Source organism: Marinobacter shengliensis, assembly GCF_030297115.1.
GTDB classification, from domain to species: domain Bacteria; phylum Pseudomonadota; class Gammaproteobacteria; order Pseudomonadales; family Oleiphilaceae; genus Marinobacter; species Marinobacter shengliensis.
On the sequence record NZ_AP028062.1, the window covers coordinates 1472635 to 1499437 of the forward strand.

Genomic DNA, 26803 nt, shown 5'->3' on the forward strand with positions numbered 1-26803 from the left:
CGCCGATGGGGCTGTTTCAATCTAAAGGACTATCCGGCGGCGTTGGCCATGCCGCCGCCGAGTTACACAGCTCAAGCTGATGTAGACTATCCCCTGGGTTCACAGATCCAGGGGATTTTCTTTTGAAGACTCAGATACCAGCGCCGATTATTGCTCTCATTGCAAAACACATGTCTCAAGTTAAAACTCACGCCGACCTGGACAGCATGTTCATGTACGCAGACGCTCCCGGGGACCCTCCAGAGGGCAGTAAACCTGTGAAGTGCCAGGACTGGCTTAGGCGAACCAACGTGGAATCCTCGACCCCTCTTGCGGTTCTGGGTAAATTAATCGAAGAGGAGATGGAGACTCCGGATGATCATCACTCGAAGCTGTTTGGATCACCGCCAGGGTCTTTGTCTCGGGAGACATTTCAGAGAAAGACAAAGGAGGTGCTTGAGCGTTATGACCTGGTATACCGGATAGGAGGAAAGGTTCAATCGGCTGTAGGGATGAAGGGTGCAACAAAGAGCTTATCTGATCTGATCAAAGGTCGTGAGTTAATCTCTATCGATATGGAATTCGAGCGAGCGATAGACAATACGAATACTGAGCCTCGCGAGGCATGCTCAGCTGCATGCAATATTCTGGAGTCTCTTTTCAAGATCATGATCGACGAAGAGAAGCTGGAGAAACCGGCAAAACAGGATCTAAAAAACCTCTGGAAGCCAGTGGCCGAATACTTGAACTTTGACCCGAAGCGCATAGAAGACAACGATTTACGCAAAATTCTATCAGGAATGCACTCAATCGTTGATGGTGTTGGGGCGCTACGTACACACGCTAGCTCAGCTCATGGAGCAGGGAAGCAGATCTATAAATTGGAGCCCAGGCACGCCCGATTGGCAATTCATAGTGCTCATACCTTGGCAATGTTCGTTCTTGAGTCGTGGGATAAAAGAAAGGACCCTGGATTCTAACTGGCTAAGAAAGGCCTTTATGTCCCCAACGCACCAACTCAAAGCCTGGCACCGAAATCCGACCTGGTACTGTTTGTTGATGCCAAAGGGGCTGTTTGGGGGCAAGGGTTTTTTGGGAACAATGATAATGCTGTATTGCTTAGCCAGCCTGGTCGATGAGGCATTCTGGGGTCTCTGCCAGGTTCCGGCTGTAGAATAAATGGCACCAACACTCTTTCCCGCTACATCGGCACTACACTAGGAAAATTTATTCTGTGTTGTTAATCTCTTTCATACAAAAAGCTGGTTTTAAGTAGAGGACACATTTAGCCCGGAAACCACCACCGGCGGTAACGCCCTGAAATTCTACTCCTCCGTACGCCTGGACATCCGCCGCATCGGTGCTGTCAAAGAGGGCGACGAAGTGGTCGGTAACGAAACCCGCGTAAAAGTCGTCAAGAACAAGGTATCTCCGCCCTTCAAACAGGCCGAGTTCCAGATCATGTACGGCAAGGGCATCTACCACATGGCCGAAGTTCTGGACATGGGCGTAAAAGAAGGCTTCGTCGACAAATCCGGCGCCTGGTACGCCTACAACGGCGACAAAATCGGCCAGGGCAAAGCCAACGCCTGCAAGTTCCTGGAAGAGAACATGGATATCGCCAACGAAATCGAAGCCAAGGTTCGCGACAAACTGATGCCCAAGCCGGTGAAGAAAGAAGCGGCCGAGGCGCCGGTGGAAGCGAGTGGCGAGTTGCTGTAACCCGCTTCATACGGCTCTATGCGGCATTGATACGTTGGACGGCATATTCGGAGCCTAGCGAGTTGTGGCAGGGAGCCCCTCACGGGAATCTCGTAGGCCATGGATGGCCGGAGCGAAGCGCACAGGGGTGAGGCAAGCGATTATGAAGCGAAGCTTCATGCGCAGCCGAACGCCAGCAATCTATGATTGCTGGCCGGACCCCGTAGGGGTGCTCGTAGCGTTTCCCGTGAGGGGGTTCCTGCCACAACTCATGCTCCATGAGTTAACGGCAAGAAGGGAGTCGGACGGCAAATGTCTAGCAAAAAGAGACTGCTCATCGTAGCCCACGCCCCATCCCCAAATACCCTGAAACTCCGAAACGCCACAGAAAAAGGCGCCCGTAACCCCGACATCGAAGCCGTCGAAGTGGTGGTAAAAGCCCCACTCGATGCCGGCCCCGAAGACATCCTTGCCTGCGATGCCATCATCCTAGGTACCACCGAAAACCTCGGCTACATGTCCGGCGCCCTCAAAGACTTCTTCGACAGAAGCTATTACCCTTGCCTCGAGAAAACCCAAGGCCTGCCCTTTGCCTACTACATCCGCGCCGGCCACGACGGCACCGGCACCCGCCGCGCCATCGACAGCATCACCACCGGATTACGCTGGAAACGCATACAGGAGCCATTGCTGTGCAGGGGAGATTACAGGGATGAATTCGAGCAACAGTGCGAGGAACTGGGCATGTACGTGGCGGCCAGCCTGGATGCTGGCCTGATCTGATTAACTGGCGAACCGGTTGTAAAAACCCTCAATTCTGGAAAGGGCATTGTCGATCGCTCTCGAGTAGCCTTTCTTGTCGAGACAGTAGCTGAACTGCAGACTCACACGGAAGCCCGTCTGAAACGGCTGGCACGACACCACTCGGGCATCAATGCGCGACTCGCTGATGTATTTACCCTCAATATCCAGGAACAAATGCGCGCCGGAGTCTACCGGCCGAGGGCACAGCACCGCCATACCGTAACGATTGAGGTCCAGGCAGGTTACCGCCACTGGCTGCTTCCCGCGACCAAAGAACGCCCTCTCACGGAGTTGCACCCTGAGACACGACGCCGAAAAACGATCCTTGATGCGGCGATCTGCGGAATAATTCGTCATTGCTTTGACCATCACCCGTATTGTACTTGTTGTGTCCGGAATCCGTCCGGGCATGGAAGTGTAGTAATCGACGGCCTGCCTGAAAAATGACCAAGGGGGAATTTGTGACCCGGTTGGCATATTGTCACGAATCCGGCCTCTTCCGATAAATGCGGCGCGGATAGGCGACAGCTTGAAGCTCAAACACTACAATGCGAGCGACAGTTACTACTCAAAACCGAACTCAACGGGAATCGAACTTGAAGTCATTGCCCTTGCATCAGCTCTACAAAGCCTGCGTTCTTAAAGATCTGCCATTCAAAACCACCCGGCAACTGGAGCCGCTGGCTGAGATTGTTGGCCAGAACCGCGCCCAGGAAGCGGTGCGTTTTGCGCTCGCCATGCCCCACGGTGGTTATAACGTGTATGCGGTCGGTCGCAATGGCTTGGGTAAGCGCACCATGATGCTCCGGTACCTGGAACACCACGTCGATACCGAACAGCAGAGCCACGACTGGTGTTACGTGGCCAACTTCGATGAGCCACGCAATCCGCGTCTGCTGCAACTGCCAGCAGGGATGGGTACCCAGCTCAAGCAGGACATGGACAAGCTGATGTCCCGGTTGGTGAAGGTGATTCCCCAGACGTTTGACAGTGACAGTTTCCTGGAGCGCTCCGAGCACCTCAAGAACGAGTACGGCAAAAAGCAGGAAGACGAGCTCGAGAAAGTCGCCAAGCAGGCGCGGCGCAAGAAAGTCAGCCTCACGGTAACCACACCGGGTGGCTATCGGCTGGTTGCCATGAATGGCGATGAGCCCCACACCGTGGAGAGCTTCCAGGCGCTGACCGACGAGCAGCGTGACAAGTTTGAAGACACCATCAACGCCCTTGAAAAGAAACTCCGCCAGGCCCTTCGCAAGCTCGCCGATTGGGAGCAGGAGTACGCCGAGAAGCAACAGGCATTGAATCAGGAAACTCTCGAAGGCATTTCCGGTCACCAGATCGATGAGCTAGTCAAACGCTACAGTGACCAGCCAGACGTGGTTTCCTATCTTGAGGCCGTTCGCAAAGACCTGGTCGACAACCTGGATATCTTCCTTGAGGACGATGAAGAGCAGGCGGCGATCGCCTACGCCTCACTGGACAAGAAAACGCCCCGGCGCTACGTGATCAATGTGCTGGTGCACCAGAAAACCAATGAAGTGCCGGTGGTGGTGGAAGACAATCCCACCTACCACAACCTGTTCGGGTACGTGGAGAACGTCACGTTCAAAGGCACCGTGTTCACCGACTTCTCCCTGATTCGACCGGGCAGTCTGCACAAGGCCAATGGCGGTTACCTGCTGATGGATGCCATCAAGGTGCTGGAGCAGCCGTTTGTCTGGGACGGTCTGAAGCGCGCCCTGCGCTCCCGCACCCTGCAGATCAATTCCCTGGAGCGGGAGCTGACGCTTTCAGGGACCATTTCCATTGAGCCGGAAGCCGTACCTCTGGATGTTAAAATCGTGCTGTTTGGCGATCGCGAAACCTGGATGCTGCTGCAGGAATACGATTCCGAGTTTGCCGAGCTGTTCCGGGTGACGGCCGATTTCGAAAACGAGATGTACCGTACCGAGGAGAGCCAGCTGCTGTATGCCAAGTTCATTGCCAGTCTGGTGGTGGAGAAGAAGCTGCTGCACTGCACCAATAAAGCGGTGGCCCGTATAATCGAGCACAGCGCGCGCATGGCCGAACATCAGAACAGGCTCTCGCTGCATGCAGCGGACATCGCCAACCTTTTACGGGAATCCGATTTCTGGGCCCGACAGGCGGGTGCCAAACTGATCTCTGAAGTGCACGTTGAGCGCGCGCTGGAGAGTGCCCGTTACCGTAGCAGCCGTATCCGGGATCATTTTTACGATTCGGTTCGGGACGGCTCCACCCTGGTGACCACAACCGGCACCTGCGTCGGTCAGGTGAACGCCTTGTCGGTGCTGTCGACCGGCGGTTTCGAGTTTGGTCTTTCCAACCGGGTAACCGCAACCTGCTACTATGGTGATGGCGGTGTCATGGACATCGAGCGGGACGTGAAGCTGGGCGGCAATATCCACTCCAAGGGCGTGATGATTCTCAGCTCCTGGCTGGCTTCCCATTTTGCGGTGAATGACCCGATGCACCTGTCGGCCAGTCTGACCTTCGAGCAGAACTACGGCGAAGTGGACGGTGACAGCGCCTCCCTGGCCGAGCTGTGCGCCTTGATCTCTGCACTGTCGGGTATTCCGGTGCGGCAGGATCTTGCGATTACCGGCTCGGTGAACCAGTTTGGCGAGGTGCAGCCGATCGGCGGCGTCAACGAAAAGGTCGAAGGCTTTTACGCCACCTGTGAGCTGAAAGGCGGCCTGACCGGCTCCCAGGGCGTCATTATCCCGGTCACTAACGTGCAGAACCTGATGCTGGACAGCGAAGTGGTCAAGGCATCCAAAGCGGGCAAATTTGCCGTATACCCGGTTGCCCGTGTGGAGGAGGCCATTACACTGTTGCTTGGCAAACCGGCGGGCAAGGCCGATGACAAAGGCAGGTACCCCAAGCAAAGCGTTTTTGGCATTATCCAGCAACGGCTCGAGAAAATGCGGGAACATGAACGGCAGGAACATGCCAGGGACGATCACAAAGATCCGTCCATCCACTGACCGGCTCCATAATAAAACGGACAGGAGAAAACAGATCCATGACTGATATCCAGCAGACTGTGTATGTGGTAGAGGACGACGAGGCCGTCCGCGATTCACTGGAATTGTTGCTGAAATCCGATGGCAAGCCGGTGAAAACCTATGAAAGCGCCGGCTCTTTTCTGGCAGATTATTCTGACCAGATGGCGGGCTGCATTGTGCTGGATATCCGTATGCCGGGTATGGACGGCATGGAGTTGCAGAAAAAACTCAACGACAAGCATTCGATCCTGCCCATTATTTTCGTGACGGGGCATGGCGACGTTCCTATGGCTGTCGATGCCATGAAGGAAGGTGCCGTCGACTTTATCCAGAAGCCCTATCGCGAAGAAGCGCTTCTGGAGAAGATCGAGGCGGCGCTGGAGCAGGATCGTGAGCAGCGGAAATCTCTGGATGAGCGCCAGGAGATCGTTCGCCGTATCAAGAGCCTGACACCCCGCGAGCGTGAAATCATGGATCGGATGATTGCGGGCCAGGCCAACAAGGTGATCGCCATCGAGCTTGAGATCAGCCAGCGCACCGTTGAGATTCACCGGTCCCGTGTGATGCACAAGATGGGCACCCATTCATTGGCACATCTGGTGCGTATGGTTCTGTCCGTAAAGGAACTTATCGACTAGGTCTGTCGGTATCGTCATCATACAATGACGTTTTTAACCGGCCATGTTTCTATGACTGAAGTTGTCAGTGAGAACTCCGAGGTGACGGTTCTGCTGGTTGATGACAACCCGCAGAACCTGAAAGTCCTCTACGAGACCCTGAAAGACAAAGGCTACCGGCTTCTGATCGCCAACGAAGGCGAGAAAGCATTGGACCTTGCCCACCGCCATCATCCGGAAGTGATTCTGCTGGATATCATGATGCCGGAAATGGACGGCTATGAGGTGTGTGAGCGCCTGAAAGCCGATCCGGAAACCTCAGATTGTGCCGTTGTATTCCTGTCAGCCCTGGACGACCTGCAGGCCAAGGTGAAAGGCTTCAGCCTGGGTGGTGCAGACTACATCTCCAAGCCATTCCAGTCCCTGGAAGTGATTGCAAGGGTTAAAACCCACGCCCAGGTGATTCGCCTCGAGCGGGAACTCCAGGCCCGGAACCGCGAGCTGCAGAGCGATCAGGCGCGCATCCTGAACTCCATCAGCGAGGGCATCTACGGCCTTGACGAGAACGGCATCATCGAATTTGCCAATCCCGCAGCCGCCATGATTATGGGATGCCCGGCGGAAGACCTGATCGGCAAGAGTTTTTTCGAACTGCACTTTTCGACGGCGGCGGAGTGCCAGGACAGCCTGCCGGTGATGGCCACCTGCCGGCAAGGTGTGGCGGAAAACCAGCGTGATATCCGGCTGCTGCGCGCTGATGGCAGTGGCTTCCCCGCGGAGTATCGTTCCACCCCCAAACTGGATGACGGCGAGTTGCATGGCGCGGTGGTTGTGTTTCGGGACATTACCGTGGAACTGGACAACGAACTGGCCCTGGAGGAAGCGCGGGCCCTGGTTCAGGAACAGCGGGATCAACTGGCCCACACCTCACGCCTGACCACCATGGGTGAGATGGCCGCAGGGTTTGCCCATGAGGTCAACCAACCGCTGACCGCTATCACCAATTATGCCCGGGTGTCCAAGCGCATGATGGCCAAGGAGCAACCGGACCTTGTGTTGCTTCAGGAAACCCTCGACAAGATCGAAGCGCAGTCGCACAGGGCCAGTGAGATTATTCGCCGCATTCGCCGGTTCATGAAAAAACCTGCCACTGGTAAAGAAGTCCTGTCTGTTCCGGTGCTGCTGGAGGACACCCGGCAGTTTGCGGAAGTGGATATGAGGAACAACGAGGGCGGTATTGATGTCCGCGTTGAAGATGACCTGCCAGACGTACTGGCGGACCCGATTCAGGTGCAGCAGGTTGCCCTTAACCTGATCCGTAATGCCCTTGAAGCCACTCGCAGTGCCGAATCATCCACGCCTGTGGAAGTCAGCGCCCGCCGATGCGGTGACCAGTGTGTGCGCATTCAGGTGCTCGATCACGGGGTGGGTGTGCCGGAGGATGCCGAGGAAAAGCTGTTTCATCCCTTCTACACTACCAAGGATGAAGGCATGGGCATTGGTCTGGCCACCTGCCGGTCCCTGATTCAGGCCCAGGGTGGCGACATTGGCTATGAGCGTCCGGAAGAGGGTGGTGCCTGCTTCTACTTCACGCTGCCTGTTGCCAATGCTGAGGGGCAGCCCTGCGCAGCAGATTGAGCATCGATCTGGCGGTGAGCGGCCAGATCGAAGCGTTTATCCCGCCGTTATAGCCATTCAATACGACCACTCAGGTGTGGCGCATCGCCTTTGCTGTTCAGGAGCTGGTAATCCCAGGCGTCGCTGGCGGTCTGCCAGTTCAGTTGGGCGGTGCCGGGCAGAAACAGGGGTTTCTTGAACTGACAGCTCACCCGCACAGGGCCGGATTGCCAGTCAGCCTGCTGTTCCAGTAATGACAGCGCCCGGGCTTTGCTCCACATGCCATGGGCAATGGCCCGTGGGAAGCCAAAGGCTTTGGCACTCAATGCGTGCATGTGAATCGGGTTGCGGTCCCCGGATACCTGCCCGTACCGTCGCCCAAGGTTCTCCGGTGCCGTGATGGACTCGCTGAACGGATAGGTTTCGAGTTTGGGCGGTTGCGCTTTCGGCTTGCCACCTTCAGCATTTGCCATCCGGAACAGGTTGGTGCTTACCTCCTCCCAGATCAGCCGGCCCGCAGAGCGCGCCTCGGTGATCAGGTCGAACTCGATGCCGCGCTCCGTGCTCTGCTGATTGCCCAACGTAACCCGGATATCCAGGTTTTCGCCGGTCTGGATGGGTCGGTGTTGGGTGATGGTGTTGCGCAGATGCACAAGGCCCAGCAGGGGCAGTGGAAACCGTTTGTCGGTCAGCAATTTCAGGTGCAGCGGGAAAGCAAGGATGTGCGGCCAGGTCATGGGCAGGGTGGAGCCAGGCTTGAATCCGCACACGTTCAGATAGCGGGACAACATCGGCGTATCTGTAGCCACGCCCAGCAGCTCAGCCTGCAATTCCGGGATCTCTGTGTTGGCGCCGGGCTTGTGTGATTTTGGCAGCAGTGCTCTGCCGAACATGGGCAGCAGAGAGGGTGGGGTGCTGCGATAAATCAGTGGTTCTGTCATGGTATTCATCTCCCTTGTTGGCCTGATCGGCCGGGTAATTTCCCGTGAATCAGTAACGTAATTACCGATTTTCTCTACATTCTGGTACAACTGTGCGTCTGTGGCCTGATATGCTCTAATGTAAGACGAAAGTCGTGGCGGCCTCGCAGTCTGGCAAACCCCTCCAGATCGGGCATTGACCCGCCGTGCCCTGAGCACTGTCCGGTGGGTCAAAGTAGTAACCATATAAATAAAATAGCGGGATACTATGCAGGAACTACGTGATGCGGGCGTGATGTTGCGCCTGATTTATGAGGCGATGAAGAAAAAGGGTGTCGATACCGATGCCATATTCAGCCGCCTCGGCGTTGACGAGAACTACGTCTACACAGACCAGCTTCGCACTCCCCACAGCGCCCAGCTTTACTTCTGGCAGGCGGTGGAGGATGTCTCCGGCGACCCGGACATAGGCCTGCACCTGGGGCCGCTGTTGCCCGCCTACAAGGGCCAGGTTCTCGAATACCTGTTTCTCAGCAGCCCAACCTTCGGAGAGGGACTGCGCCGGGCTCAGAACTATCAGCGCTTGCTGAGCGATGCCGCCAATACCGATTTCTTCATTGAAGGCGAAGAAGCCTGCATGGTGCTGGACGCCGCCTCCGATGAGATTCGCAAGCTCAAGCACTTCAATGAGTGCTTCGTACAGGGGCTGATTACCTTCTTCAAGTCCATCACCGATGGCAATTTCTACCCATCACGAATCGAGTTCGAGCATGGGCGGGAGCAGGGAGCCGAGCACGTACGCGAAGTTCTGGGTTGTAACGTGGTTTTTGGCGCAGAAGAAAACCGGTTGTATTTCCCCGCTGCGATGCTGTCCCACGCCTCTCCCCACGCCGAACCAGAACTGTTGGCGCTGCACGAGCGCTTTGCCAGTGAACAGGTGGCGCGGCTAGAGAAAAAGGACATTGTCGGTCAGGTGGAGCGCATCATCGCCGAGCTGCTGGACAGCGGCGAGGTGACCCTGGATGCCGTTGCAGAACGGCTGGGTATCAAACCAAGAACCTTGCGCACCCGGCTCACCGAGGCCGAAACCAGCTTCAACCAGGTGCTGGCGGATTTCCGCTATCGGCTGGCGCGGCAGCTCCTTGCGACCACCGATGAGTCCATTGATGAAATTGTGTACCTCACCGGTTTTTCCGAACCCAGTACGTTCTATCGGGCGTTCAAGCGCTGGTCTGGTATGACGCCCATCGAATACCGGAAGACGGCCCAGGGCAAAGATGCCATGGTTGACGCCATGTAACCGGGGGTTTGGAAAAATCTGAAAAAAGTTCAGTAAAAGCGTTGACATAAACGGGGGCCTCTTTATAATGCGCCCTCGTTGTCACCGAGCAGTCAGCAAACAGGCTGTTAGGCAACAAACGCGGAGCGGTAGTTCAGTTGGTTAGAATACCGGCCTGTCACGCCGGGGGTCGCGGGTTCGAGTCCCGTCCGCTCCGCCATTTTTATCCCCCCCCCTTGCTTTACCTCAGTTACTTCCCTTGATGTGTTTCCGGTATTCTCCCGGGCTTATGCCATACCAGCGCCGATAGGCCTTGTGGAAGGCTGGTGGGTTCGCGAATCCCAATAGCCAGGCGATTTCCGAAAGCGAGCTGTTGGTCTCCTGCAAATAGTCTTGTGCGAGTTGTCGTCGAGTGTTGTCCAGCAACTCCCGAAAGCCGGTTCCTTCACTGGCAAGCTGTCGTTGCAGTGTCCAGGGCGTTGTTCCCAGTCGGTTGGCCAGGGTTTCAATGGTGGGTGTTTCTCCCCGCAATAACGGCGTCATCAGGTACCGGGCCCTGTCAGCCACACTCCAGCCTTTGCGAATCTGCTGTAGCTCCTGTTCACACCAGGCGGTCAGTTTTTCGTGCATACCTTGGTGCGCCTGGCTCGGTGCCTGAAGCCAAACGCTGTCCTTCAGACGAATCGAGTTTTCCTTCGCGCCGAATTCCACGGGGCAACGAAACCAGCTCTCGAATACCTCGTCCAGCCCGATCGAGGGATACTCAATCCGTACCCGTTCCAGGATGTCGTAACGGCCGGTCATGTGTCTGATCAGTTGGGTCCAGGCGGCAAGGATGGAGTCCACGACAAAGTAGTTGTACTGGTTGTATGGACTGATCGAATAGAAGCAGGCCTTACGATGTTCAGCCGCCAGACTTGGCTCGCCTCTGGAGTTCCGGCTGCTTAGCAGCGCATACCGTATCAGTGTGGCAAGGGACTGGTGTACGGTGTTGGCGGTTTCTGCGGCCAGGCCGGCAATGCCGGCGTCAATGGGGCGGGTCAGGGCGCCCATACGCAGGCCCAGGGCGGGGTTGCCCGTTGTGGCGATGGCAGCCTGGCCCAGGCGCATGAACCTGGGAATGCTGATGCGTCCTTCCGGCGCGGCCAGCTCAGGGTCGTTCAGATGGAACTGGGATTTTAGCTTTTCGGCATCACCTCCCTCGGCCTCAGTGGCGCGCAGCAGCACGGAAGCATAGAGCAGGCTGATGTCGCCCAGCGAATTCTGGTTGGGTCTGGATGTATTGGTCATGATCGTATTATCGGTGTTATCCAGGGATAATAAAATGTTCTTTTTGGATATTGTTGCGCTGGCGGGAGCTGGGTAGTGTAGGGGCCATAACAACGGGCGCGATGGTTGCCCGATCCTACAATCGATGAGGAGATTACCAATGGCTGCATCACCGGGCGTGAGCAAGTACCCGCACCTGCTTGAACCACTGGACCTTGGCTTTACCACCCTGCGTAACCGCACACTGATGGGTTCCATGCATACCGGCCTGGAGGAAGTGAAAAACGGATTCGAGCGTCTGGCTGCGTTTTACGCCGAGCGTGCCCTTGGTGGCGTTGGCCTGATCGTAACCGGTGGCATCGGCCCGAATACCGAAGGTGCGGTATTCCAGCACGCAGCCAAGATGAACACAGAGGAAGAATCTGACAAGCACAAGGTGATTACCCAGGCGGTGCATGAGGCTGACGGCAAAATCTGTATGCAGATCCTGCATGCGGGCCGTTATGCGTATTCCCCTGAGCTGGTCGCGCCTTCGGCTATCCAGGCGCCGATCAATCCGTTCAAGCCCAAAGAGCTGGACGAAGCCGGCATCCAGAAGCAGATCGACGACTACGTGAACTGTGCTGCCCTGGCCCAGCGCGCTGGATACGACGGCGTGGAGATCATGGGTTCCGAGGGTTATTTCATTAACCAGTTCATTGTCAAACACACCAACCACCGCACCGATCAGTGGGGTGGCAGTTACGAGAACCGCATTCGCCTGCCCATTGAAATCGTTCGCCGGGTTCGTGAGCGCGTGGGCGAAAACTTCATCATCATTTATCGCCTGTCCATGCTCGATCTGATCGAAGACGGCAGTACCTGGGAAGAAGTGGTGCACCTGGCCAAGGAAATCGAGAAGGCGGGCGCCACCATTATCAACACCGGTATTGGCTGGCACGAAGCCCGTGTGCCGACCATCGCCACATCCGTGCCCCGTGGTGCCTTTACCAAGGTAACGGCCCGGCTTAAAGGCGAGGTCAGTATTCCGTTGGTAACCACCAACCGGATCAATATGCCGGACGTTGCCGAGAAGGTTCTGGCAGAAGGTGATGCGGATATGGTGTCCATGGCCCGCCCATTCCTGGCAGACGCTGACCTGGTGCGCAAAGCTGTGGAAGACCGCGCCGAGGAGATTAATACCTGTATCGGCTGTAACCAGGCCTGTCTTGATCACACGTTTAGCGGCAAGCTGACGTCCTGCCTGGTCAATCCCCGCGCCTGCCACGAAACCGAACTGGCGTACGTGAAGACGGCTACGCCGAAGTCGGTTGCGGTGGTTGGTGCTGGCCCCGCAGGCCTGGCGTTTGCCTCGGTTGCCGCCGAGCGTGGGCATAAAGTCACTGTCTTTGACGCCGGCAGCGAGGTGGGCGGCCAATTCAATGTGGCCAAACGCATTCCGGGCAAGGAAGAATTTTACGAAACCCTGCGCTACTTCCGGGTGATGCTCGACAAACATGGCGTTGATATTCGGCTCAATACCCGCGTTACCGCAGAGGACATCAAAGCCGGTGGCTTTGATGAGGTGGTCCTGGCCACTGGCGTGGAGCCACGCACACCGGAGATCGAAGGCATTGATCACCCGAAGGTGATTGGCTACCTGGATGCGCTGTTGGAGCGCAAGCCGGTTGGTCAGAAGGTAGCTGTCATCGGTGCGGGTGGTATCGGCTTCGATGTGTCTGAATTCATCGTCCACAAGGGGGAATCGCCTTCGTTGAACACCGAGCACTTCATGAAGGAGTGGGGCGTGGATCTGACGGTTGAACACCGTGGCGGTATTCAGGGTGTTCAGCCTCAGGTGCCTGAGCCTGCGCGGGAGGTCTACCTGCTGCAGCGCAAGGCCTCGAAAGTTGGCAAGAACCTGGGCAAGACCACCGGCTGGATTCATCGTACCTCTCTCAAGCACCGCAACGTGCAGATGGTGCCCGGCGTCAGCTATCGCAAGATTGATGACGAAGGCCTGCACATCACCATCACACCGAAAGGTGCCGAGCAGGGCGAGGAAAAAGTGTTGCCGGTGGATACCATCATCGTGTGTGCTGGTCAGGAGCCGCTGCGTGAGCTGCAGGCAGGCCTGGAAGCAGCCGGTTTGCCGGTGCATCTGATCGGTGGTGCCGATGTGGCGGCAGAGCTGGATGCAAAGCGGGCCATTGATCAGGGTAGCCGCCTGGCAGCGGAGATCTGATCACAAAACGTTGCAGTTTTTCTCTGTGTTTCGGTTAAGGTCTGGCTAGACTATGGAGTTGAAGAGCGGGAGGGGGATGGAACTCTCTTCCCGCATCGGGCGTCCATAACAAGAGTTTTCCGAAGCATGGAGAAAGTGAATGGTTAATGCCGGGCAGGCAGCCGACGGGTATTCGGCGGTTTTCTTTATGGAGGGCAGTCAGGTTGCCCGGCAGATGCGGTTGTCTGAATTTGGCGCGTTTCTGGACGGCTATGTTGGCCTGTCTGATCTTGCCGAGACAGATGTTCGGGCGGTGCTGGTCAACCTTTCACCGGAGTTGACGGTTCGGTCGCTGGTTTTCTTCCGTATCTGGTTTGATGATGAGGGGCGGGCCGACAGTCATTGGAACGTGCCTATCGAGGCGTTGGCAGAGAAAGGCGCCAAGGGGCCGGATATGGGCGGCGGTGCTATCCGGCTGGTTTGTAGGAGCCAGTGTCCTGATCCGGCATTTGCCCAGGAACTCTGGGACCCGGACATGACACCGGGCAGTAACCACTTCCAGTTGATCCGCAAAGCGGTTGACGCCAACGCTTTGCGTTTCCAGAAGGTGGAACCGGAAGAAGAGAATATTCCGGTCCTGACCGCGGCGAGTGTGGAGCAGCCCGTCGAGGATAACCGTGACCGGGCCCGTGTTGCCCAGATCCTCCGTGAACAGCGGCTCAGGATCAAAACCCTCCAAAGTGTGCATCGGGATTCCCTGGCTGACCTCCAGCGTGAGCATCGTCTCGAAATGCAGGCTCTGCGCAGCGAAATGTCAGATCTGGAACAGCGATACGAACGCACCCGGATCAGCAATGAACAGCTCAAACAGCGCCTGGCTCAGCGCAACGAGCAATATCTCTCCATGCAGGAAAAAATGGCGGAGGGCGACGCCCGCCAGCGTAAGGACGTTCATGCTGACGCCGAGACCGTTCTGCTGCATGAACAGCTGGAGCGCAAGCAAAGGGAGCTGGAGCTTCGGGATGACAAAATTGTTGCCCTTGAGCAGGAAAACCACGAGCTTCGCCACCAGGTACCGCCCGAGGATTCGCTGCTGGAACAGTTGCAGAGCCAGTCCGTATTCCTGGTTGCCTATCATCCCGGCGTGGGCCATATCACACTGCCTTACGACGATATCGATACCTATTTTGGCAACCCGGTGGCCTATGCCGCCGAGCGTTGCGGTATGAACGAGCCGGCCTACAAAGACTGGCTGGCACACTACGAACACCCGGTTTGCCGCCACGTGGATAGTGACGGAAATGCCTGCGGTGAGCCGATCATGCGCGTAACCCAGCCGGCGGAATTCCAGCCAGGGGTAGATGATCATTGCGAGCAGCACCGGTCCTGACGCGGATCTTTTTTCAGTATCTGCCTGAGATTCGTTAAACTGTGGCTCTGTTCGTTACAGAACAGGAGGGGCCATGCCTTTCCTGTCTCATTCAGACACCACGGGATACTTCATGGATCAGTTCAGGAATATCGGCATTGTCGGGCGCATGGGCAGCGTCAAGGTGGTTGAGTCTCTGCGGCAGCTCAAGCAGTACCTGACGGCCAACAACTACCACGTCATCATCGAGGAAGATACCTCCACCATGATTCCGGGCCATGGCCTGCAGGTCGCCAGCAAAAAACTGCTGGGCGAAATCTGCGACCTGGTCATTGTCGTGGGCGGGGACGGTAGTTTGCTGGGGGCTGCCCGTGAACTGGCCAAATCCAAGATCCCGATTCTGGGGGTCAACCGCGGCCGCCTGGGCTTCCTGACGGATATTTCTCCATCTGACCTCGAAGAGCGCCTGGCCCGGGTGCTTGAGGGTGAATATATCGAGGAATCGCGGTTCCTGTTGGATGGCCATGTGGAACGTAATGGCCAGCCCCTGGGCTACGGTTCTGCCCTGAACGATGTGGTGCTGCACCCCGGTAAGTCTACCCGGATGATCGGTTTTGACCTCTACATTGATGGCCACTTTGTTTACAGCCAGCGTTCCGATGGCTTGATTGTTGCCACGCCTACCGGCTCAACTGCCTATTCCCTGTCAGCAGGTGGTCCCATCATGCACCCGAAACTGGATGCTGTGGTGCTGGTGCCCATGTTCCCGCATACCCTGAGCAGTCGCCCGATCGTGGTCGACGGCAAGAGTGAAATCAAACTGGTGATTGGTGAAACCAACGAAACCTACCCGCAAGTCAGCTTTGATGGCCAGATGAACATTGCCTGTGCGCCCGGGGATATCATCCGAATTACCAAAAAGCCGTTCAAGATCCGTCTGATCCACCCGACCGATCACAATTTCTATGCCACCTGCCGTGACAAGCTGGGTTGGGCAAGCGAAATAGCAGCGAGTTGATTATGGCGGGACAGACTTCAACCGCGAGCCGCGGTTACGACATTATTGGTGACATTCACGGTTGTGCCCACACCCTGGAGCGGTTGCTCCAGCAGATGGGGTATCGTAAACAGAACGGCATTTACCAGCATCCCCGGCGCCAGGCCATTTTTATTGGCGACATCATCGATCGGGGCCCAAGAATCCGTGAGGCCCTGCATCTGGTGCGAGACATGGTGGAGCACGGTGCCGCCCGCATCGTTATGGGCAACCATGAATACAATGCCCTCGGCTACTGCACCCGGGCGCGGCCGGGCAGTGGCAAGCAATTCCTGCGCGAACACAACCCTCGCCATGACCGCCTGATCAAGGAAACTCTTGAGCAGTTCGATGCGTATCCCCATGAGTGGAACGATTTTCTGGAGTGGTTTTACAGTATTCCGCTGTTCATCGAAGAGGAGCACTTCCGGGTGGTGCATGCCTGCTGGGATCAGGATCTGATAGACAAGTTCCGGCAGAATCAGGGCGGTGCCTGTATTGATGAAGACTTTCTTCATGCCTCGGCCGCCATCGAATCTTTCGCCGGCCAGGTGATGGACACCTTGTTGCGTGGCACTGACTTGCGCCTGCCGCCAGGGGTCAAGATTACCGGGCGGGATGGCTATGTTCGGGAATTCTTCCGCACCAAGTTCTGGGCCGACAACCCACAAACATACGCCGATGTGGTGTTCCAGCCAGACCCATTACCACCGGAAGTGGCGTCCATGAGATTGCGGGAGGATGAGCGTAAACAACTGATTACTTATCCGCTGGATGCGCCGCCGGTCTTCGTCGGGCATTACTGGATGGATGGTGAGCCGGCACCTTTGAAGTCGAATGTGGCCTGTATCGATTACAGCGCCGTAAAGTACGGCAAGCTGGTGGCCTATCGGCTGGATGATGAAAAGGCACTTTCCCGCGACAAGTTTGTCTGGGTAGAGGTGGATCGTCCCGAGCAGCCGGATTATCCCACCAGTGAAGACAGCGTGGCGCGCTAAGTATCAGCGAGGTTAGTTTGGACCAACATACATCATCTCCGATTACCCCCAGCGGGCGCTGGCAGCCGGCTCCCCGGCATGCACCGTTTGTTGTGAGCGTGATCGGCATCGCCGTTGCCATGGTGTGGCTGACATCCATGGGGCAGAACCCCCTGGCCGCGGCCATGATGATCGTCGATCCGAGGCACTATTCCTGGGACCTGTTCAGTTCCCTGGGCGGGAGGTTGGATGCGCTCTCTGCGACAGTGGCAAGCGGGCAGTTGTGGCGCCTGATTTCACCGGATTTCCTGCATTTCAGCTGGACCCACATCATTTTCAACTCGGTCATGCTCTGGTTTCTGGGCAGCCAGATTGAATGGATTGATGGTCGCGCCCGCCTGGTGGCGCTGTTCCTGGTAACCAGTCTGTCCGCCAATCTGTTGCAGTATCTGGTGTCTGGCCCCCTGTTCGGAGGTTTGTCGGGTGTCGTTTATGGCATCCTTGGTTACTGTTGGCTGAGCCAGCAACGCCGGCCCAGATTCCAGTTTCCACCTGCGTTGGTCACCTTTGCCCTGGTGTGGATGGTGATCGGCTTTACGCCTATCCCGGAAGTGATTGGCCTGGGCCGGATGGCTAACGAGGCTCACCTGGGAGGCTTTGTGGGTGGTCTGGCGTTGGCAGCGGTGATGCCCGCCCGGGGGCGGTTTCGGTGAAGGCATAAAAAAGCCCCACCAAAGGGTGGGGCATTAAAAGAGCTTATAGCTCCTGATGAGAGAGACCAAATGATACGACCGTCGTCATTTGGTGAGATAATGATAATTGTTATCATTTCCATCTGTCAAACGGATTTGCCGATTTTTTTATGAATGATTTTTCAGGAGGTGGGTAATGACCTACGACGAACTCATTGAACGGCTGGATCCGACTGTATACCGGAACCTCAAGCAATCTATCGAGCTTGGTAAATGGCCTGATGGAAGGGCAATGACCCGAGAGCAGCGGGAAATCAGCCTGGAAGCGGTTATCTATTACGAGAACAAACACAATGTGCCCGAAGAGCAGCGGGTGGGCTATCTGGACCGGGGCGAGAAAGCCGGTACCGCCTGTGATCCATCCGTGCAGTTTCGTAAAGATCGCCAGAACGGCAACGATGTGGATCCAGACCAGTTCGTCGAGGTCAAGGTTTGAGCGAGTCAATTGATGTAACCGGCCGCTTGCGTAAGATGCCGGCGCAAGCCGGCGATCCGGTGGCCTACACCCTGGCCGTGGGTGACACCCGCATTCCCCTGAACGACCTGATTGGCCAGAAGGTGCGACTGGACTTTGACGGTGTGATTCGCTGCATCCACTGCGACCGCACCACCAAGAAGAGTTTCAACCAGGGCTACTGTTATCCCTGTTTCCGCAAACTCGCTGCCTGTGACAGTTGCATAATGAGTCCTGAGAAGTGCCATTACCATCTGGGTACCTGCCGGGAGCCCGAGTGGGGCGAGGCGAATTGCATGGTGGAGCACGTGGTCTACCTGGCCAATTCCAGTGGCTTGAAGGTGGGTATTACCCGGGGCTCGCAAGTGCCGACTCGCTGGATCGACCAGGGCGCGGTGACAGCCATTCCCATGCTGCGGGTAGCCAGCCGTTACCTGTCCGGTCTGGTGGAAGTGGCGTGCAAGAGCCATGTGGCGGATCGGACCAACTGGCGTGCGATGCTCAAGGGCGATGTGCCAGAGCTGGACCTGGTTCAGGAGCGCCGGAAAATGCTGGAGCTTATTGAAGACGAGTTGGCGCAATTACGGGCGCAACATGGTGAGGACAGTATCCGGGTTGTGGACGAGGCCTCACTTGGGCTTGGTTATCCGGTTCAGGTGTGGCCGTCGAAAGTGAAAACCCATAATCTGGATAAAACCCCGGAAGTCGAAGGGCTGCTGGAGGGGATCAAGGGCCAGTACCTGATGCTCGATACCGGTGTGATCAATATTCGAAAATTTACCGGCTACGAAGTCCGGTTCCGGGTTCTTGACTGAGCGCGGAAGTTTACCGTCTGGAGAGAGTGAATGCGTACCAACCAGCCACAAACCATCTACCTGAGCGAGTACCAGGCGCCGGCGTATCTGGTGGACCATGTCAGCCTGAGGTTTGAACTGTTCGAGGACGGCGCGCGGGTGCACAGTACCTTATCCATACGCCGCAATCCCGCCGCTGCGCAGAGCAGCGCCCCGCTGGAGCTGGATGGCGACGGCCTGACTCTGGAATCTCTGGCCTTGAACGGTCAGCCCCTGGCCAGCGATGAATACCAAAATGAGGGCGACAAGCTGGTGGTCCAAGCGGTGCCGGAGGTCTTCGAGCTGACCGTAGTCACCTGGATTGAGCCGCAGAACAACACTCGCCTGGAAGGGTTGTACAAATCATCGGGCATGTTCTGCACCCAGTGCGAGGCCGAAGGCTTCCGCTGTATCACCTATTACCCGGATCGGCCGGACGTGATGGCGCGCTTCCAGACCCGCGTTGAAGCCGATAAATCCGCCTACCCGGTATTGCTGTCCAATGGTAATCCTGTTGAGCAAGGTGATCTTGAGAACGGCCGTCACTTTGTCACCTGGGAAGACCCATTCCCGAAACCAGCCTACCTGTTTGCGTTGGTGGCGGGCGATCTCGTTGAGAAACGAGACACCTTTACAACCTGTTCCGGTCGCAACATAGATCTGCGTATCTACGTGGAGGCGCGCAACGCACGTAAGTGCGATTACGCCATGGATGCGCTCAAGCGTTCGATGCGCTGGGATGAAGAGGTTTACGGCCGTGAGTACGATCTTGATATCTTCATGATCGTAGCGGTGGATGATTTCAATATGGGGGCCATGGAAAACAAGGGCCTGAACATTTTCAATTCATCCTGCGTGCTTGCCAGCCAGAACACGGCCACGGATGCCGCTTTCCAGCGCATCGAAGCCATTGTTGCCCATGAGTATTTCCATAACTGGTCCGGCAACCGGGTTACCTGCCGTGACTGGTTCCAGCTAAGCCTGAAAGAAGGCTTTACGGTGTTCCGGGATTCCCAGTTCTCGGCGGATATGGGGTCGCCCACCGTCAAACGGATTGAAGACGCAACCTTGCTGCGCACTGCGCAGTTTGCCGAAGATGCCGGCCCCATGGCGCATCCGGTTCGGCCGGCCTCGTACATGGAAATCTCCAACTTCTACACCCTGACCATCTATGAAAAGGGCGCAGAAGTGGTGCGGATGATTCACAACCTGCTCGGCGCCGAGCTGTTCAGGAAGGGCAGTGACCTCTACTTTGACCGCCACGACGGCCAGGCCGTCACTACCGATGACTTTGTTCGGGCAATGGAAGACGCCTCCGGGCGCAACCTGAGCCAGTTCCGTTTGTGGTACGAGCAGGCGGGCACGCCGGTGTTGGCGGTAGCGGATCATTACGATGAGGCACAAGGTGTGTATCGACTGGATATCCGGCAGTCGATTCCGGATACGCCCGGACAGTCCGGGAAAAAGCCGCAGCATATTCCGTTTGCGATCGGCCTGCTTGATTCCGAAGGGCAGCCGCTGCCTCTGAATATGGGGGCGGAGGACAGCAACGGTCCCGCTGAGCGGGTGCTTGAACTGACTGAGACGCAACACAGCTTTGAGTTCCATGGACTCAAGGAACGGCCGGTGCCGTCGTTGCTGAGGGATTTTTCCGCCCCGGTGAGGGTTCATTACCCCTGGACCCGCGAACAGCTGTTGTTCCTGATGAGTCATGATCCGGATGGCTTTAACCGGTGGGATGCTGGCCAGAAACTGGCGGTCGATGTTATCCAGTCATTGGTTGACGCGCCTCAGGGCACGGAAATTGAACCACGGCTGGTGGAAGCCTATCGCCTGTTGTTGAACGATACCGAGTTGGACCAGGCGCTTGTGGCCAAGATGCTGCTGTTGCCTTCGGAAGCCTATCTGATCGAGCTTTCCGAGCAGGCCGACGTGCCGGCCATTCATGACGCCCGGGAGCAGGTTCTGACGCATCTGGCCCAGGCGCTCCGCGATGACCTGCTGGCCTGTTATCAGCGCAACGCTGGTCAGGGCGATTATCAGCTGACGCCGGGTGCCATCGCCCGTCGCAGCCTTCGTAATACAGCGTTGGCGTGGCTGCTGCACATTGATGATGAGCAGGGGCGGGCGCTGGCCGTTGAGCAGTTTGAGCAGGCGGATAACATGACGGACCGGCTCGGCGCCTTGCGTGCCCTGGTGAATTCCGGTTTTGAATCGGATCGGATCAGGGCCCTGGCAGAATTCTTCGGGCGTTTCCAGGATGACCCGCAGGTGGTTGAACTCTGGTTCTCGGTGCAGGCGTCCAGCGACCGGGCAGGGCAGTTGCCGCAGATCCAGGCGTTGTTGGAGCATCCGGCCTTCGACTGGAAGAACCCCAACAAGGTGCGTTCTGTGGTCGGGGTGTTTGCTGGCCAGAACCTGGCAGCTTTCCATAAACCGGATGGCAGTGGTTACCGGTTCCTGGCGGACCAGGTGTGTCGACTGGACGACAGCAACCCGCAGATTGCTGCCCGGTTGGTGTCTCCGCTTACCCGGTGGAAGAAGTTTTCACCGCAATACAGCAGTCAGATGAAGACCGCCCTTGAGCGGATTCGTGACAAAAACGAGCTTTCACGAGACGTGTACGAGGTGGTTCACAAGAGCCTGGCGGACTGACCCAGGCTCGTACCCTGGCTGTGATTGTAAAGCCGTCGTCACAGCCAGATACAAAATCGCACTTTCGGTCGATAGACAATGTTGCTCAATCGGCTAATCTGATGGAAAGTCTGCGATTACGTCAGACCATAACAATAAAGCCCTGTAGAGGCTCCCAGACGGATTTAAGGTTGCACAATGAGATACAACAAGAACGCATTTTTGGGCGGGCTGCTTGCGCTTTCGTTTGCAGCTGCACCGGTTCACGCCGGTGTGTCTGCCGCTGAGGCAAACCGCCTCGGTCAGGACCTGACGCCCTTCGGGTCCATCAAGGCTGGCAATGAAGCTGGTACCATTCCTGCCTGGACTGGCGGGCTGACAGAGCCCCCGGCTGGTTACGAAGGCAGTGGGCAGCACCACATCAACCCGTTCCCGGACGATCAGGTGTTGTTCACGATTACCGCCTCCAACATGGAGCAGTACGACGAGTACCTGACCGATGGCGTCAGGGCCATGCTCCGTACCTACCCAACCACATTCCGTATTCCGGTGTACCAGTCGCGCCGCACCCATGCCGTGCCCGACTGGGTTGCCGAGAATACCCGCAAGAACGCAGTCAACGCGGAAATTGTCGGACAGGCCGAGGGCTTGAGCGGAGCGTTTGGCGGTTACCCGTTCCCGATCCTGCACGGTACCGATGAAGAAAAAGCCTGGCAGGTGGTCTGGAACCATCTGACCCGGTGGCGCGGTATTTCCGTTACCCGTCGTTCCAGTGAAGTGGCGGTTCAGACCAACGGTGATTATGGTCTGGTGACCTCGCAGCAGGAAGCTTTCTTTAACTTCTACAACCCGGAAGGCGGCGAAGCCGATCTCGATAACATCATTTTCTACTACCTCTCGTTCACCCAGTCTCCGCCCCGCCTTGCCGGCGGTGCCATTCTGATTCACGAGACACTCAACCAGATTATCAACCCTCGCAACGGTTGGGGTTACAATGCTGGCCAGCGGCGGGTTCGTCGTGCCCCTAACCTCGGGTACGATTCCCCGATCGCGGCGGCCGATAACCTGCGCACCGCGGATGACACCGATATCTTTAACGGTGCCATGGATCGCTACAACTGGAACTACGAGGGTATGAGGGAAATATACATCCCTTATAACAACTACCGGATTGGCGAAAAAGGCACACCGTATTCCGAGATTCTGGGTATTTCCCATCTGAATCCTGATCTGACCCGCTGGGAGCTGCACCGCGTGCACGTGGTAGAAGCCACCCTCAAGCAGGGCGAGCGGCACATTTACGGTAAGCGTCGTTTCTATGTGGATGCGGACAGCTGGAATACCGTGCTGCTGGACCAGTACGACGGTCGTGGAGAGCTGTGGCGCGTGACCATGGGTATCCCCAAGAACTATTATGAGCTGCCCGGCGTGTGGACAGTGCTGGACGTGTACCACGACCTTCAGGCTCGCCGTTACCACGTGCTGGGTCTGGATACGGAAGAATCCGGTACTCGGGTGTTTACCGACGATGTACCGAATAAACGTTATTTCTCACCGGCCTCGCTGCGTCGGCGGAGTGTGCGCTAAGGACTCGGCGCACAGTCTGATCCCGGAGTGGCAGTAGTAGTGCCAGATATACCGGCGGCCTTATGGCTGCCGGTTTGTTTGTGCTTCTGCGAGGCTCAGGGATAACGCAACAAGATACAATCAACGTAAAGGCAATTTGAATGGCTAATAGGTTCATATGCGAGACACTGGGGTCTGCCTGTCTGGGGTTCTCCATGGTACTGGCAGCCCCCGCGGCATTTGCGGTGCCAGATATTCTTGAAACTCCTGCCCGCCCGACACTGCTGGCGCCGGAATCGTTGCTGAATGACGCAACGCGTGCCGGTGAGCGGATTGTTGCCGTTGGAGAGCGTGGGCACGTGATCTTCTCGGATGATGAGGGGCACACCTGGGTGCAGGGGGCTGTGCCGGTTTCCCTGACACTCAACGCCGTGGACTTCGGCACCGAACAGCACGGCTGGGCGGTTGGTCATAGCGGCGTGGTGTTGCATTCGTCGGACGGTGGAGAGAACTGGACCTTGCAGCTGGACGGTAATCAGGCTTCAACCCTGGCTATTGAAAGCAAGCAGTCTCAAATTGCCGAACTGGAAGAACAGATCGAACAGGCTGAAGACGATGAGAAAACGGATCTGGAGTGGGCGCTTGACGATCTGTTCTTTACTCTTGAGAACATGCAGGCAGACCAGGATGTCGGGCCGGTAAACCCGTTTCTGGATGTCTGGTTTGAAGATGACAGCCACGGGTTTGTGGTAGGTGCGTACGGCATGATCCTGAGAACCCAGGATGGCGGCGAAAACTGGGAAGACTGGGCGCCGAACCTGGATAATCCTCAGAACTTTCACCTCAACAGCATCACTCAGGTTACCGGTGGTGCCCTGGTAGCGGTTGGTGAAGCCGGGCAGATCCATGTGTCGGTGGACGGTGGCGATACCTGGGAACGCCGTGAAAGCCCCTATGAGGGGTCTTTGTTTGGGGTTATGGGTACTGGCCAGGTTAACGAAGTGTTGACGTTTGGTCTGCGGGGCAACACCTTCCGCTCGACCGACCTTGGCCGCAGCTGGACGGTGGTTCCCAACGAGGGCGGTGCAACCATTAATAACGGTGCGGTTGCAGACGACGGCAGGATTACCCTGGTGGGCAATGGTGGCGCCGTGCTTATGAGTACCAATGGCGGCGAGAGCTTCCGGGTGTACTTCCGGAACGATCGGGAAGGTGTGATGGCCGTTGTTCCCCTGCAAGGAACCAATCTTCTTCTGGTTGGCGAGGGCGGTGTCAAGTTCACCGACGCTCGTGGTCGGAATCCGAATTAACGCCCTGGTGTGGCATCAACAGATTAATGGATAGAGGGGCTTTTTAATGTCTAACCCGATGCACGACAGGGGTGAACATTACCTGACAACGCCAAAGGCGGAGCCGTTTCTCGAACGGCTGATTTTCAATAACCGGGCACCGATCCTGGTTGCGTTTTTCATTCTGACGCTGTTCCTTGGCTACAACGCTGTCAAGATTCAGCCAGATGCGAGCTTTGAGCGGATGATTCCGCTTGAGCATCCTTACATCGTCAATATGCTCGAGCATCGGGACGATCTGGAGAACCTGGGTAACTTTGTCCGGATTGCGGTGGCCGTGGAAGAAGGCGATATTTTTACCGCCGAGTACATGGAAACCCTGCAGCAGATTACTGACGAGGTCTTTTACCTGAATGGGGTAGACCGTTCCGGCCTCAAGTCGCTGTGGACTTCCAACGTACGCTGGGTAGAGGTAACAGAACAGGGCTTCCAGGGTGGTACGGTCATTCCTGATGGCTACGACGGTTCCCGTGAAAGCCTGGAGCAATTACGTCAGAATATCCTGCGTTCCAACGAAGTAGGGCGCCTGATTTCCGATAACTTCCGTTCCACCATCGTTTACGCGCCACTGTACGAGAAGAACCCGGAAACCGGCGAAGCGCTGGATTATGGTGAGTTCTCACGCCAGCTCGAAGAAAAGATTCGCGATAAGTACGGAGCAGAAAATCCTAACGTCAATATCCACATTGTCGGTTTCGCCAAGAAAGTGGGTGATCTGATTGAGGGTATTGCCTCCATTGCCTGGTTTGCGGGGATCACCATCCTGCTGACCACGCTGCTGTTGTTCTGGTACTCCCGCTGCATTGCGGGCACCCTGGTGCCGGTGTTCACGTCGATCATTGCCGTGTTCTGGCAGCTCGGTACTCTCAAGCTGCTGGGCTACGGGCTGGACCCATACTCGGTGCTGGTTCCTTTCCTGGTCTTTGCGATCGGTATCAGTCACGGCGTTCAGATTGTCAACGCCATGGCGGTTGAAGCAGGCAAAGGGTTCGATGCCATTACCTCAGCCAGGCTCGCGTTCCGGGCTCTGTATATTCCGGGCATGCTGGCCCTGATTTCCGATGCCTTCGGCTTCCTGACCCTGGTGTTTATCGAAATCGATGTAATCCGGGATCTGGCTATTGCGGCGGGCCTGGGTGTGGCGTTCGTGATCATCACCAACCTGGTGCTGCACGTACTGATCATGTCTTACATCGGTATCTCGAAGGGTGGTGTCCGGCATGTGCAGAATCACGGTGAAAAGCAGGATCGCAAATGGCGGGTCATGTCTTACTTCTCCCATCCAGGCGTTGCGCCGATTTCCCTGCTGATTGCGGTGATTGGTCTTGGCCTGGGTCTGTACTACAAGCAGGACCTGAAGGTTGGTGACCTGGACGAGGGTGCGCCGGAGCTGCGCCCGGATTCCCGCTACAACAAGGATAACTCCTTCATCATCAACAACTATTCCACCAGTGCCGACGTTCTGGTGGTGATGGTGAAAACCCAGGAAGAACAGTGCACCCAGTACAACGTATTGCGTGCGATGGATCGCCTTCAGTGGGAGCTTCAGAACACTCCGGGCGTGCAGAGCTCTGCTTCCCTGGCGGATGTTTCCAAGATGGTGACCAAGGCTCTGAACGAGGGTAGCTGGAAGTGGTATGAGATCTCCCGTAACCAGACCATCATCAACGCCTCCATTCGTGAGGCCCCGGCAGGTCTGATCAACACCACCTGTGATCTGACGCCGGTGCTGGTGTTCCTGGAAGACCACAAGGCGGAAACCCTGCAGACTGTGGTTGACCGTGTTGAGGAGTTTGCCGATAACTTCAACAACGACGAGCACACTTTCCTGCTCGCCGCAGGTAACGCCGGTATTGAGGCCGCTACCAACGAAGTTATTGCCAATGCCAAAGACATCATGTTGCTGCTGGTCTACAGCGTGGTGAGCTTGCTGTGTTTCCTGACGTTCCGGTCGATCCGCGCGGTGGCGTGTATCGTGATTCCGCTGGGCCTGACCTCCATCCTGTGTGAGGCAATCATGGCGGTCTCGGGTATCGGTATCAAGGTGGCGACCCTGCCGGTGATCGCATTGGGGGTAGGTATCGGTGTCGACTACGGTATCTATATCTACAGCAAGCTTGAGAAGTTCCTGCTGGAGGGCAAGACGCTCCAGGATGCCTATTACGAGACTCTGCGCTCAACCGGTAAGGCGGTTATCTTTACCGGTGTGACTCTGGGTCTTGGTGTGGTGACCTGGATCTTCTCGCCGATCAAGTTCCAGGCGGATATGGGCTTCCTGCTGTTCTTCATGTTCCTCTGGAACATGGTGGGCGCTATTTGGCTGCTGCCTGCGTTGGCGCGCTTCCTGTTGCGCCCAGACAAAATGCTTGCCAAGGCAAGAGCGGCGAAATAACCGCCAGAACTGCAAAAAAGCCCGCA

20 protein-coding genes, 1 tRNA gene and 1 pseudogene are annotated in these 26803 nt (G+C 56.7%); 19 read left to right on the forward strand and 3 right to left on the reverse strand.

Annotation, left to right across the window (positions count from 1 at the left end):
- Positions 1–122 precede the first annotated feature (122 nt).
- The 3 genes and pseudogenes from QUE75_RS06730 to QUE75_RS06740 all read left to right on the forward strand — a co-directional run bounded on the left by QUE75_RS06730 (position 123) and on the right by QUE75_RS06740 (position 2463).
- Entirely contained in the window at positions 123–959 is an 837-nt protein-coding gene (locus tag QUE75_RS06730; RefSeq protein ID WP_286254575.1) for an abortive infection family protein, read from the forward strand.
- A 307-nt stretch (positions 960–1266) separates the two neighbouring features.
- A pseudogene (locus tag QUE75_RS06735) lies at positions 1267–1701 on the forward strand (recombinase RecA); the annotation flags it as partial.
- A gap of 291 nt (positions 1702–1992) precedes the next feature.
- Positions 1993–2463 carry a flavodoxin family protein gene (locus QUE75_RS06740; protein WP_061331686.1) on the forward strand — a complete coding sequence of 157 codons (471 nt, stop codon included), beginning with the start codon at positions 1993–1995 and terminating at the stop codon, positions 2461–2463.
- Here the strand turns inward: QUE75_RS06740 and QUE75_RS06745 are convergent, their stop codons facing one another.
- Positions 2464–2841: a PilZ domain-containing protein gene (locus tag QUE75_RS06745; RefSeq protein WP_058093151.1), complete on the reverse strand. Its 378-nt coding sequence runs from the start codon at positions 2839–2841 to the stop codon at positions 2464–2466.
- 239 nt (positions 2842–3080) lie between these two features.
- Between QUE75_RS06745 and QUE75_RS06750 the strand changes: the two genes are divergently transcribed.
- The 3 genes from QUE75_RS06750 to QUE75_RS06760 are packed head-to-tail and all read left to right on the forward strand — an operon-like array spanning position 3081 to position 7765.
- Positions 3081–5489, forward strand: coding sequence for a Lon protease family protein (locus tag QUE75_RS06750; RefSeq protein ID WP_286254581.1), 2409 nt, complete (start codon positions 3081–3083; stop codon positions 5487–5489).
- Between the two features lie 38 nt (positions 5490–5527).
- The gene (fixJ, locus tag QUE75_RS06755) at positions 5528–6148 is read left to right on the forward strand and encodes a response regulator FixJ (RefSeq protein WP_058093114.1); all 621 of its coding nucleotides are present in this window, start codon (positions 5528–5530) and stop codon (positions 6146–6148) included.
- Between the two features lie 51 nt (positions 6149–6199).
- On the forward strand, positions 6200–7765 hold the full coding sequence (locus tag QUE75_RS06760) for an ATP-binding response regulator (protein ID WP_286254585.1): 1566 nt from the start codon (positions 6200–6202) through the stop codon (positions 7763–7765).
- Positions 7766–7812: 47 nt separating this feature from the next.
- Here the strand turns inward: QUE75_RS06760 and QUE75_RS06765 are convergent, their stop codons facing one another.
- Positions 7813–8685 carry a MaoC family dehydratase gene (locus tag QUE75_RS06765; RefSeq protein WP_286254587.1) on the reverse strand — a complete coding sequence of 291 codons (873 nt, stop codon included), beginning with the start codon at positions 8683–8685 and terminating at the stop codon, positions 7813–7815.
- Between the two features lie 247 nt (positions 8686–8932).
- Between QUE75_RS06765 and QUE75_RS06770 the strand changes: the two genes are divergently transcribed.
- Together QUE75_RS06770 and QUE75_RS06775 are read left to right on the forward strand one after the other, a co-directional pair.
- Positions 8933–9964, forward strand: coding sequence for an AraC family transcriptional regulator (locus QUE75_RS06770; protein WP_061331690.1), 1032 nt, complete (start codon positions 8933–8935; stop codon positions 9962–9964).
- A gap of 122 nt (positions 9965–10086) precedes the next feature.
- A tRNA-Asp gene (locus QUE75_RS06775) sits at positions 10087–10163 on the forward strand.
- A 26-nt stretch (positions 10164–10189) separates the two neighbouring features.
- On the opposite strand, the gene QUE75_RS06780 is transcribed toward QUE75_RS06775, so the two are convergent.
- Positions 10190–11233 (reverse strand): AraC family transcriptional regulator, encoded by a 1044-nt coding sequence (locus tag QUE75_RS06780; RefSeq protein WP_286254590.1) that lies wholly within the window; start codon positions 11231–11233, stop codon positions 10190–10192.
- Positions 11234–11372: 139 nt separating this feature from the next.
- Between QUE75_RS06780 and QUE75_RS06785 the strand changes: the two genes are divergently transcribed.
- The 11 genes from QUE75_RS06785 to QUE75_RS06835 all read left to right on the forward strand — a co-directional run bounded on the left by QUE75_RS06785 (position 11373) and on the right by QUE75_RS06835 (position 26777).
- Positions 11373–13436 (forward strand): NADPH-dependent 2,4-dienoyl-CoA reductase, encoded by a 2064-nt coding sequence (locus QUE75_RS06785; RefSeq protein ID WP_286254592.1) that lies wholly within the window; start codon positions 11373–11375, stop codon positions 13434–13436.
- 139 nt (positions 13437–13575) lie between these two features.
- Positions 13576–14805, forward strand: coding sequence for a hypothetical protein (locus QUE75_RS06790; RefSeq protein WP_061331692.1), 1230 nt, complete (start codon positions 13576–13578; stop codon positions 14803–14805).
- 112 nt (positions 14806–14917) lie between these two features.
- Positions 14918–15802: an NAD(+) kinase gene (locus QUE75_RS06795; protein WP_058093152.1), complete on the forward strand. Its 885-nt coding sequence runs from the start codon at positions 14918–14920 to the stop codon at positions 15800–15802.
- 2 nt (positions 15803–15804) lie between these two features.
- Entirely contained in the window at positions 15805–16818 is a 1014-nt protein-coding gene (locus tag QUE75_RS06800) for a metallophosphoesterase (RefSeq protein ID WP_106695340.1), read from the forward strand.
- A gap of 2 nt (positions 16819–16820) precedes the next feature.
- On the forward strand, positions 16821–17510 hold the full coding sequence (locus tag QUE75_RS06805) for a rhomboid family intramembrane serine protease (protein ID WP_286255619.1): 690 nt from the start codon (positions 16821–16823) through the stop codon (positions 17508–17510).
- A 175-nt stretch (positions 17511–17685) separates the two neighbouring features.
- The gene (locus QUE75_RS06810; RefSeq protein WP_058093123.1) at positions 17686–17985 is read left to right on the forward strand and encodes a YeaC family protein; all 300 of its coding nucleotides are present in this window, start codon (positions 17686–17688) and stop codon (positions 17983–17985) included.
- A complete protein-coding gene (locus tag QUE75_RS06815; RefSeq protein ID WP_286254599.1) occupies positions 17982–18818 on the forward strand; it encodes a DUF2797 domain-containing protein in 837 nt (278 codons plus the stop codon). The genes QUE75_RS06810 and QUE75_RS06815 overlap by 4 nt, the downstream gene beginning before the upstream one ends.
- A gap of 30 nt (positions 18819–18848) precedes the next feature.
- Entirely contained in the window at positions 18849–21491 is a 2643-nt protein-coding gene (gene pepN, locus QUE75_RS06820; RefSeq protein ID WP_286254601.1) for an aminopeptidase N, read from the forward strand.
- Between the two features lie 177 nt (positions 21492–21668).
- Positions 21669–23057: a DUF1329 domain-containing protein gene (locus QUE75_RS06825; RefSeq protein ID WP_061331697.1), complete on the forward strand. Its 1389-nt coding sequence runs from the start codon at positions 21669–21671 to the stop codon at positions 23055–23057.
- Positions 23058–23197: 140 nt separating this feature from the next.
- On the forward strand, positions 23198–24346 hold the full coding sequence (locus QUE75_RS06830) for a WD40/YVTN/BNR-like repeat-containing protein (protein WP_286254605.1): 1149 nt from the start codon (positions 23198–23200) through the stop codon (positions 24344–24346).
- 46 nt (positions 24347–24392) lie between these two features.
- Positions 24393–26777, forward strand: a complete 2385-nt coding sequence (locus QUE75_RS06835; protein WP_061331698.1) for an efflux RND transporter permease subunit — start codon at positions 24393–24395, stop codon at positions 26775–26777.
- Positions 26778–26803 lie beyond the last annotated feature (26 nt).

Excerpts from the sequence above, each read along its gene's own strand:
- QUE75_RS06740 (WP_061331686.1), top strand. The coding sequence starts at position 1,993 with ATGTCTAGCAAAAAGAGACTGCTCATCGTAGCCCACGCCCCATCCCCA.
- QUE75_RS06745 (WP_058093151.1), bottom strand. The coding sequence starts at position 2,841 with ATGACGAATTATTCCGCAGATCGCCGCATCAAGGATCGTTTTTCGGCG.
- fixJ (WP_058093114.1), top strand. The coding sequence starts at position 5,528 with ATGACTGATATCCAGCAGACTGTGTATGTGGTAGAGGACGACGAGGCC.
- QUE75_RS06760 (WP_286254585.1), top strand. The coding sequence starts at position 6,200 with ATGACTGAAGTTGTCAGTGAGAACTCCGAGGTGACGGTTCTGCTGGTT.
- QUE75_RS06765 (WP_286254587.1), bottom strand. The coding sequence starts at position 8,685 with ATGACAGAACCACTGATTTATCGCAGCACCCCACCCTCTCTGCTGCCC.
- QUE75_RS06770 (WP_061331690.1), top strand. The coding sequence starts at position 8,933 with ATGCAGGAACTACGTGATGCGGGCGTGATGTTGCGCCTGATTTATGAG.
- QUE75_RS06780 (WP_286254590.1), bottom strand. The coding sequence starts at position 11,233 with ATGACCAATACATCCAGACCCAACCAGAATTCGCTGGGCGACATCAGC.
- QUE75_RS06785 (WP_286254592.1), top strand. The coding sequence starts at position 11,373 with ATGGCTGCATCACCGGGCGTGAGCAAGTACCCGCACCTGCTTGAACCA.
- QUE75_RS06790 (WP_061331692.1), top strand. The coding sequence starts at position 13,576 with ATGGTTAATGCCGGGCAGGCAGCCGACGGGTATTCGGCGGTTTTCTTT.
- QUE75_RS06795 (WP_058093152.1), top strand. The coding sequence starts at position 14,918 with ATGGATCAGTTCAGGAATATCGGCATTGTCGGGCGCATGGGCAGCGTC.
- QUE75_RS06800 (WP_106695340.1), top strand. The coding sequence starts at position 15,805 with ATGGCGGGACAGACTTCAACCGCGAGCCGCGGTTACGACATTATTGGT.
- QUE75_RS06810 (WP_058093123.1), top strand. The coding sequence starts at position 17,686 with ATGACCTACGACGAACTCATTGAACGGCTGGATCCGACTGTATACCGG.
- pepN (WP_286254601.1), top strand. The coding sequence starts at position 18,849 with ATGCGTACCAACCAGCCACAAACCATCTACCTGAGCGAGTACCAGGCG.
- QUE75_RS06825 (WP_061331697.1), top strand. The coding sequence starts at position 21,669 with ATGAGATACAACAAGAACGCATTTTTGGGCGGGCTGCTTGCGCTTTCG.
- QUE75_RS06830 (WP_286254605.1), top strand. The coding sequence starts at position 23,198 with ATGGCTAATAGGTTCATATGCGAGACACTGGGGTCTGCCTGTCTGGGG.
- QUE75_RS06835 (WP_061331698.1), top strand. The coding sequence starts at position 24,393 with ATGTCTAACCCGATGCACGACAGGGGTGAACATTACCTGACAACGCCA.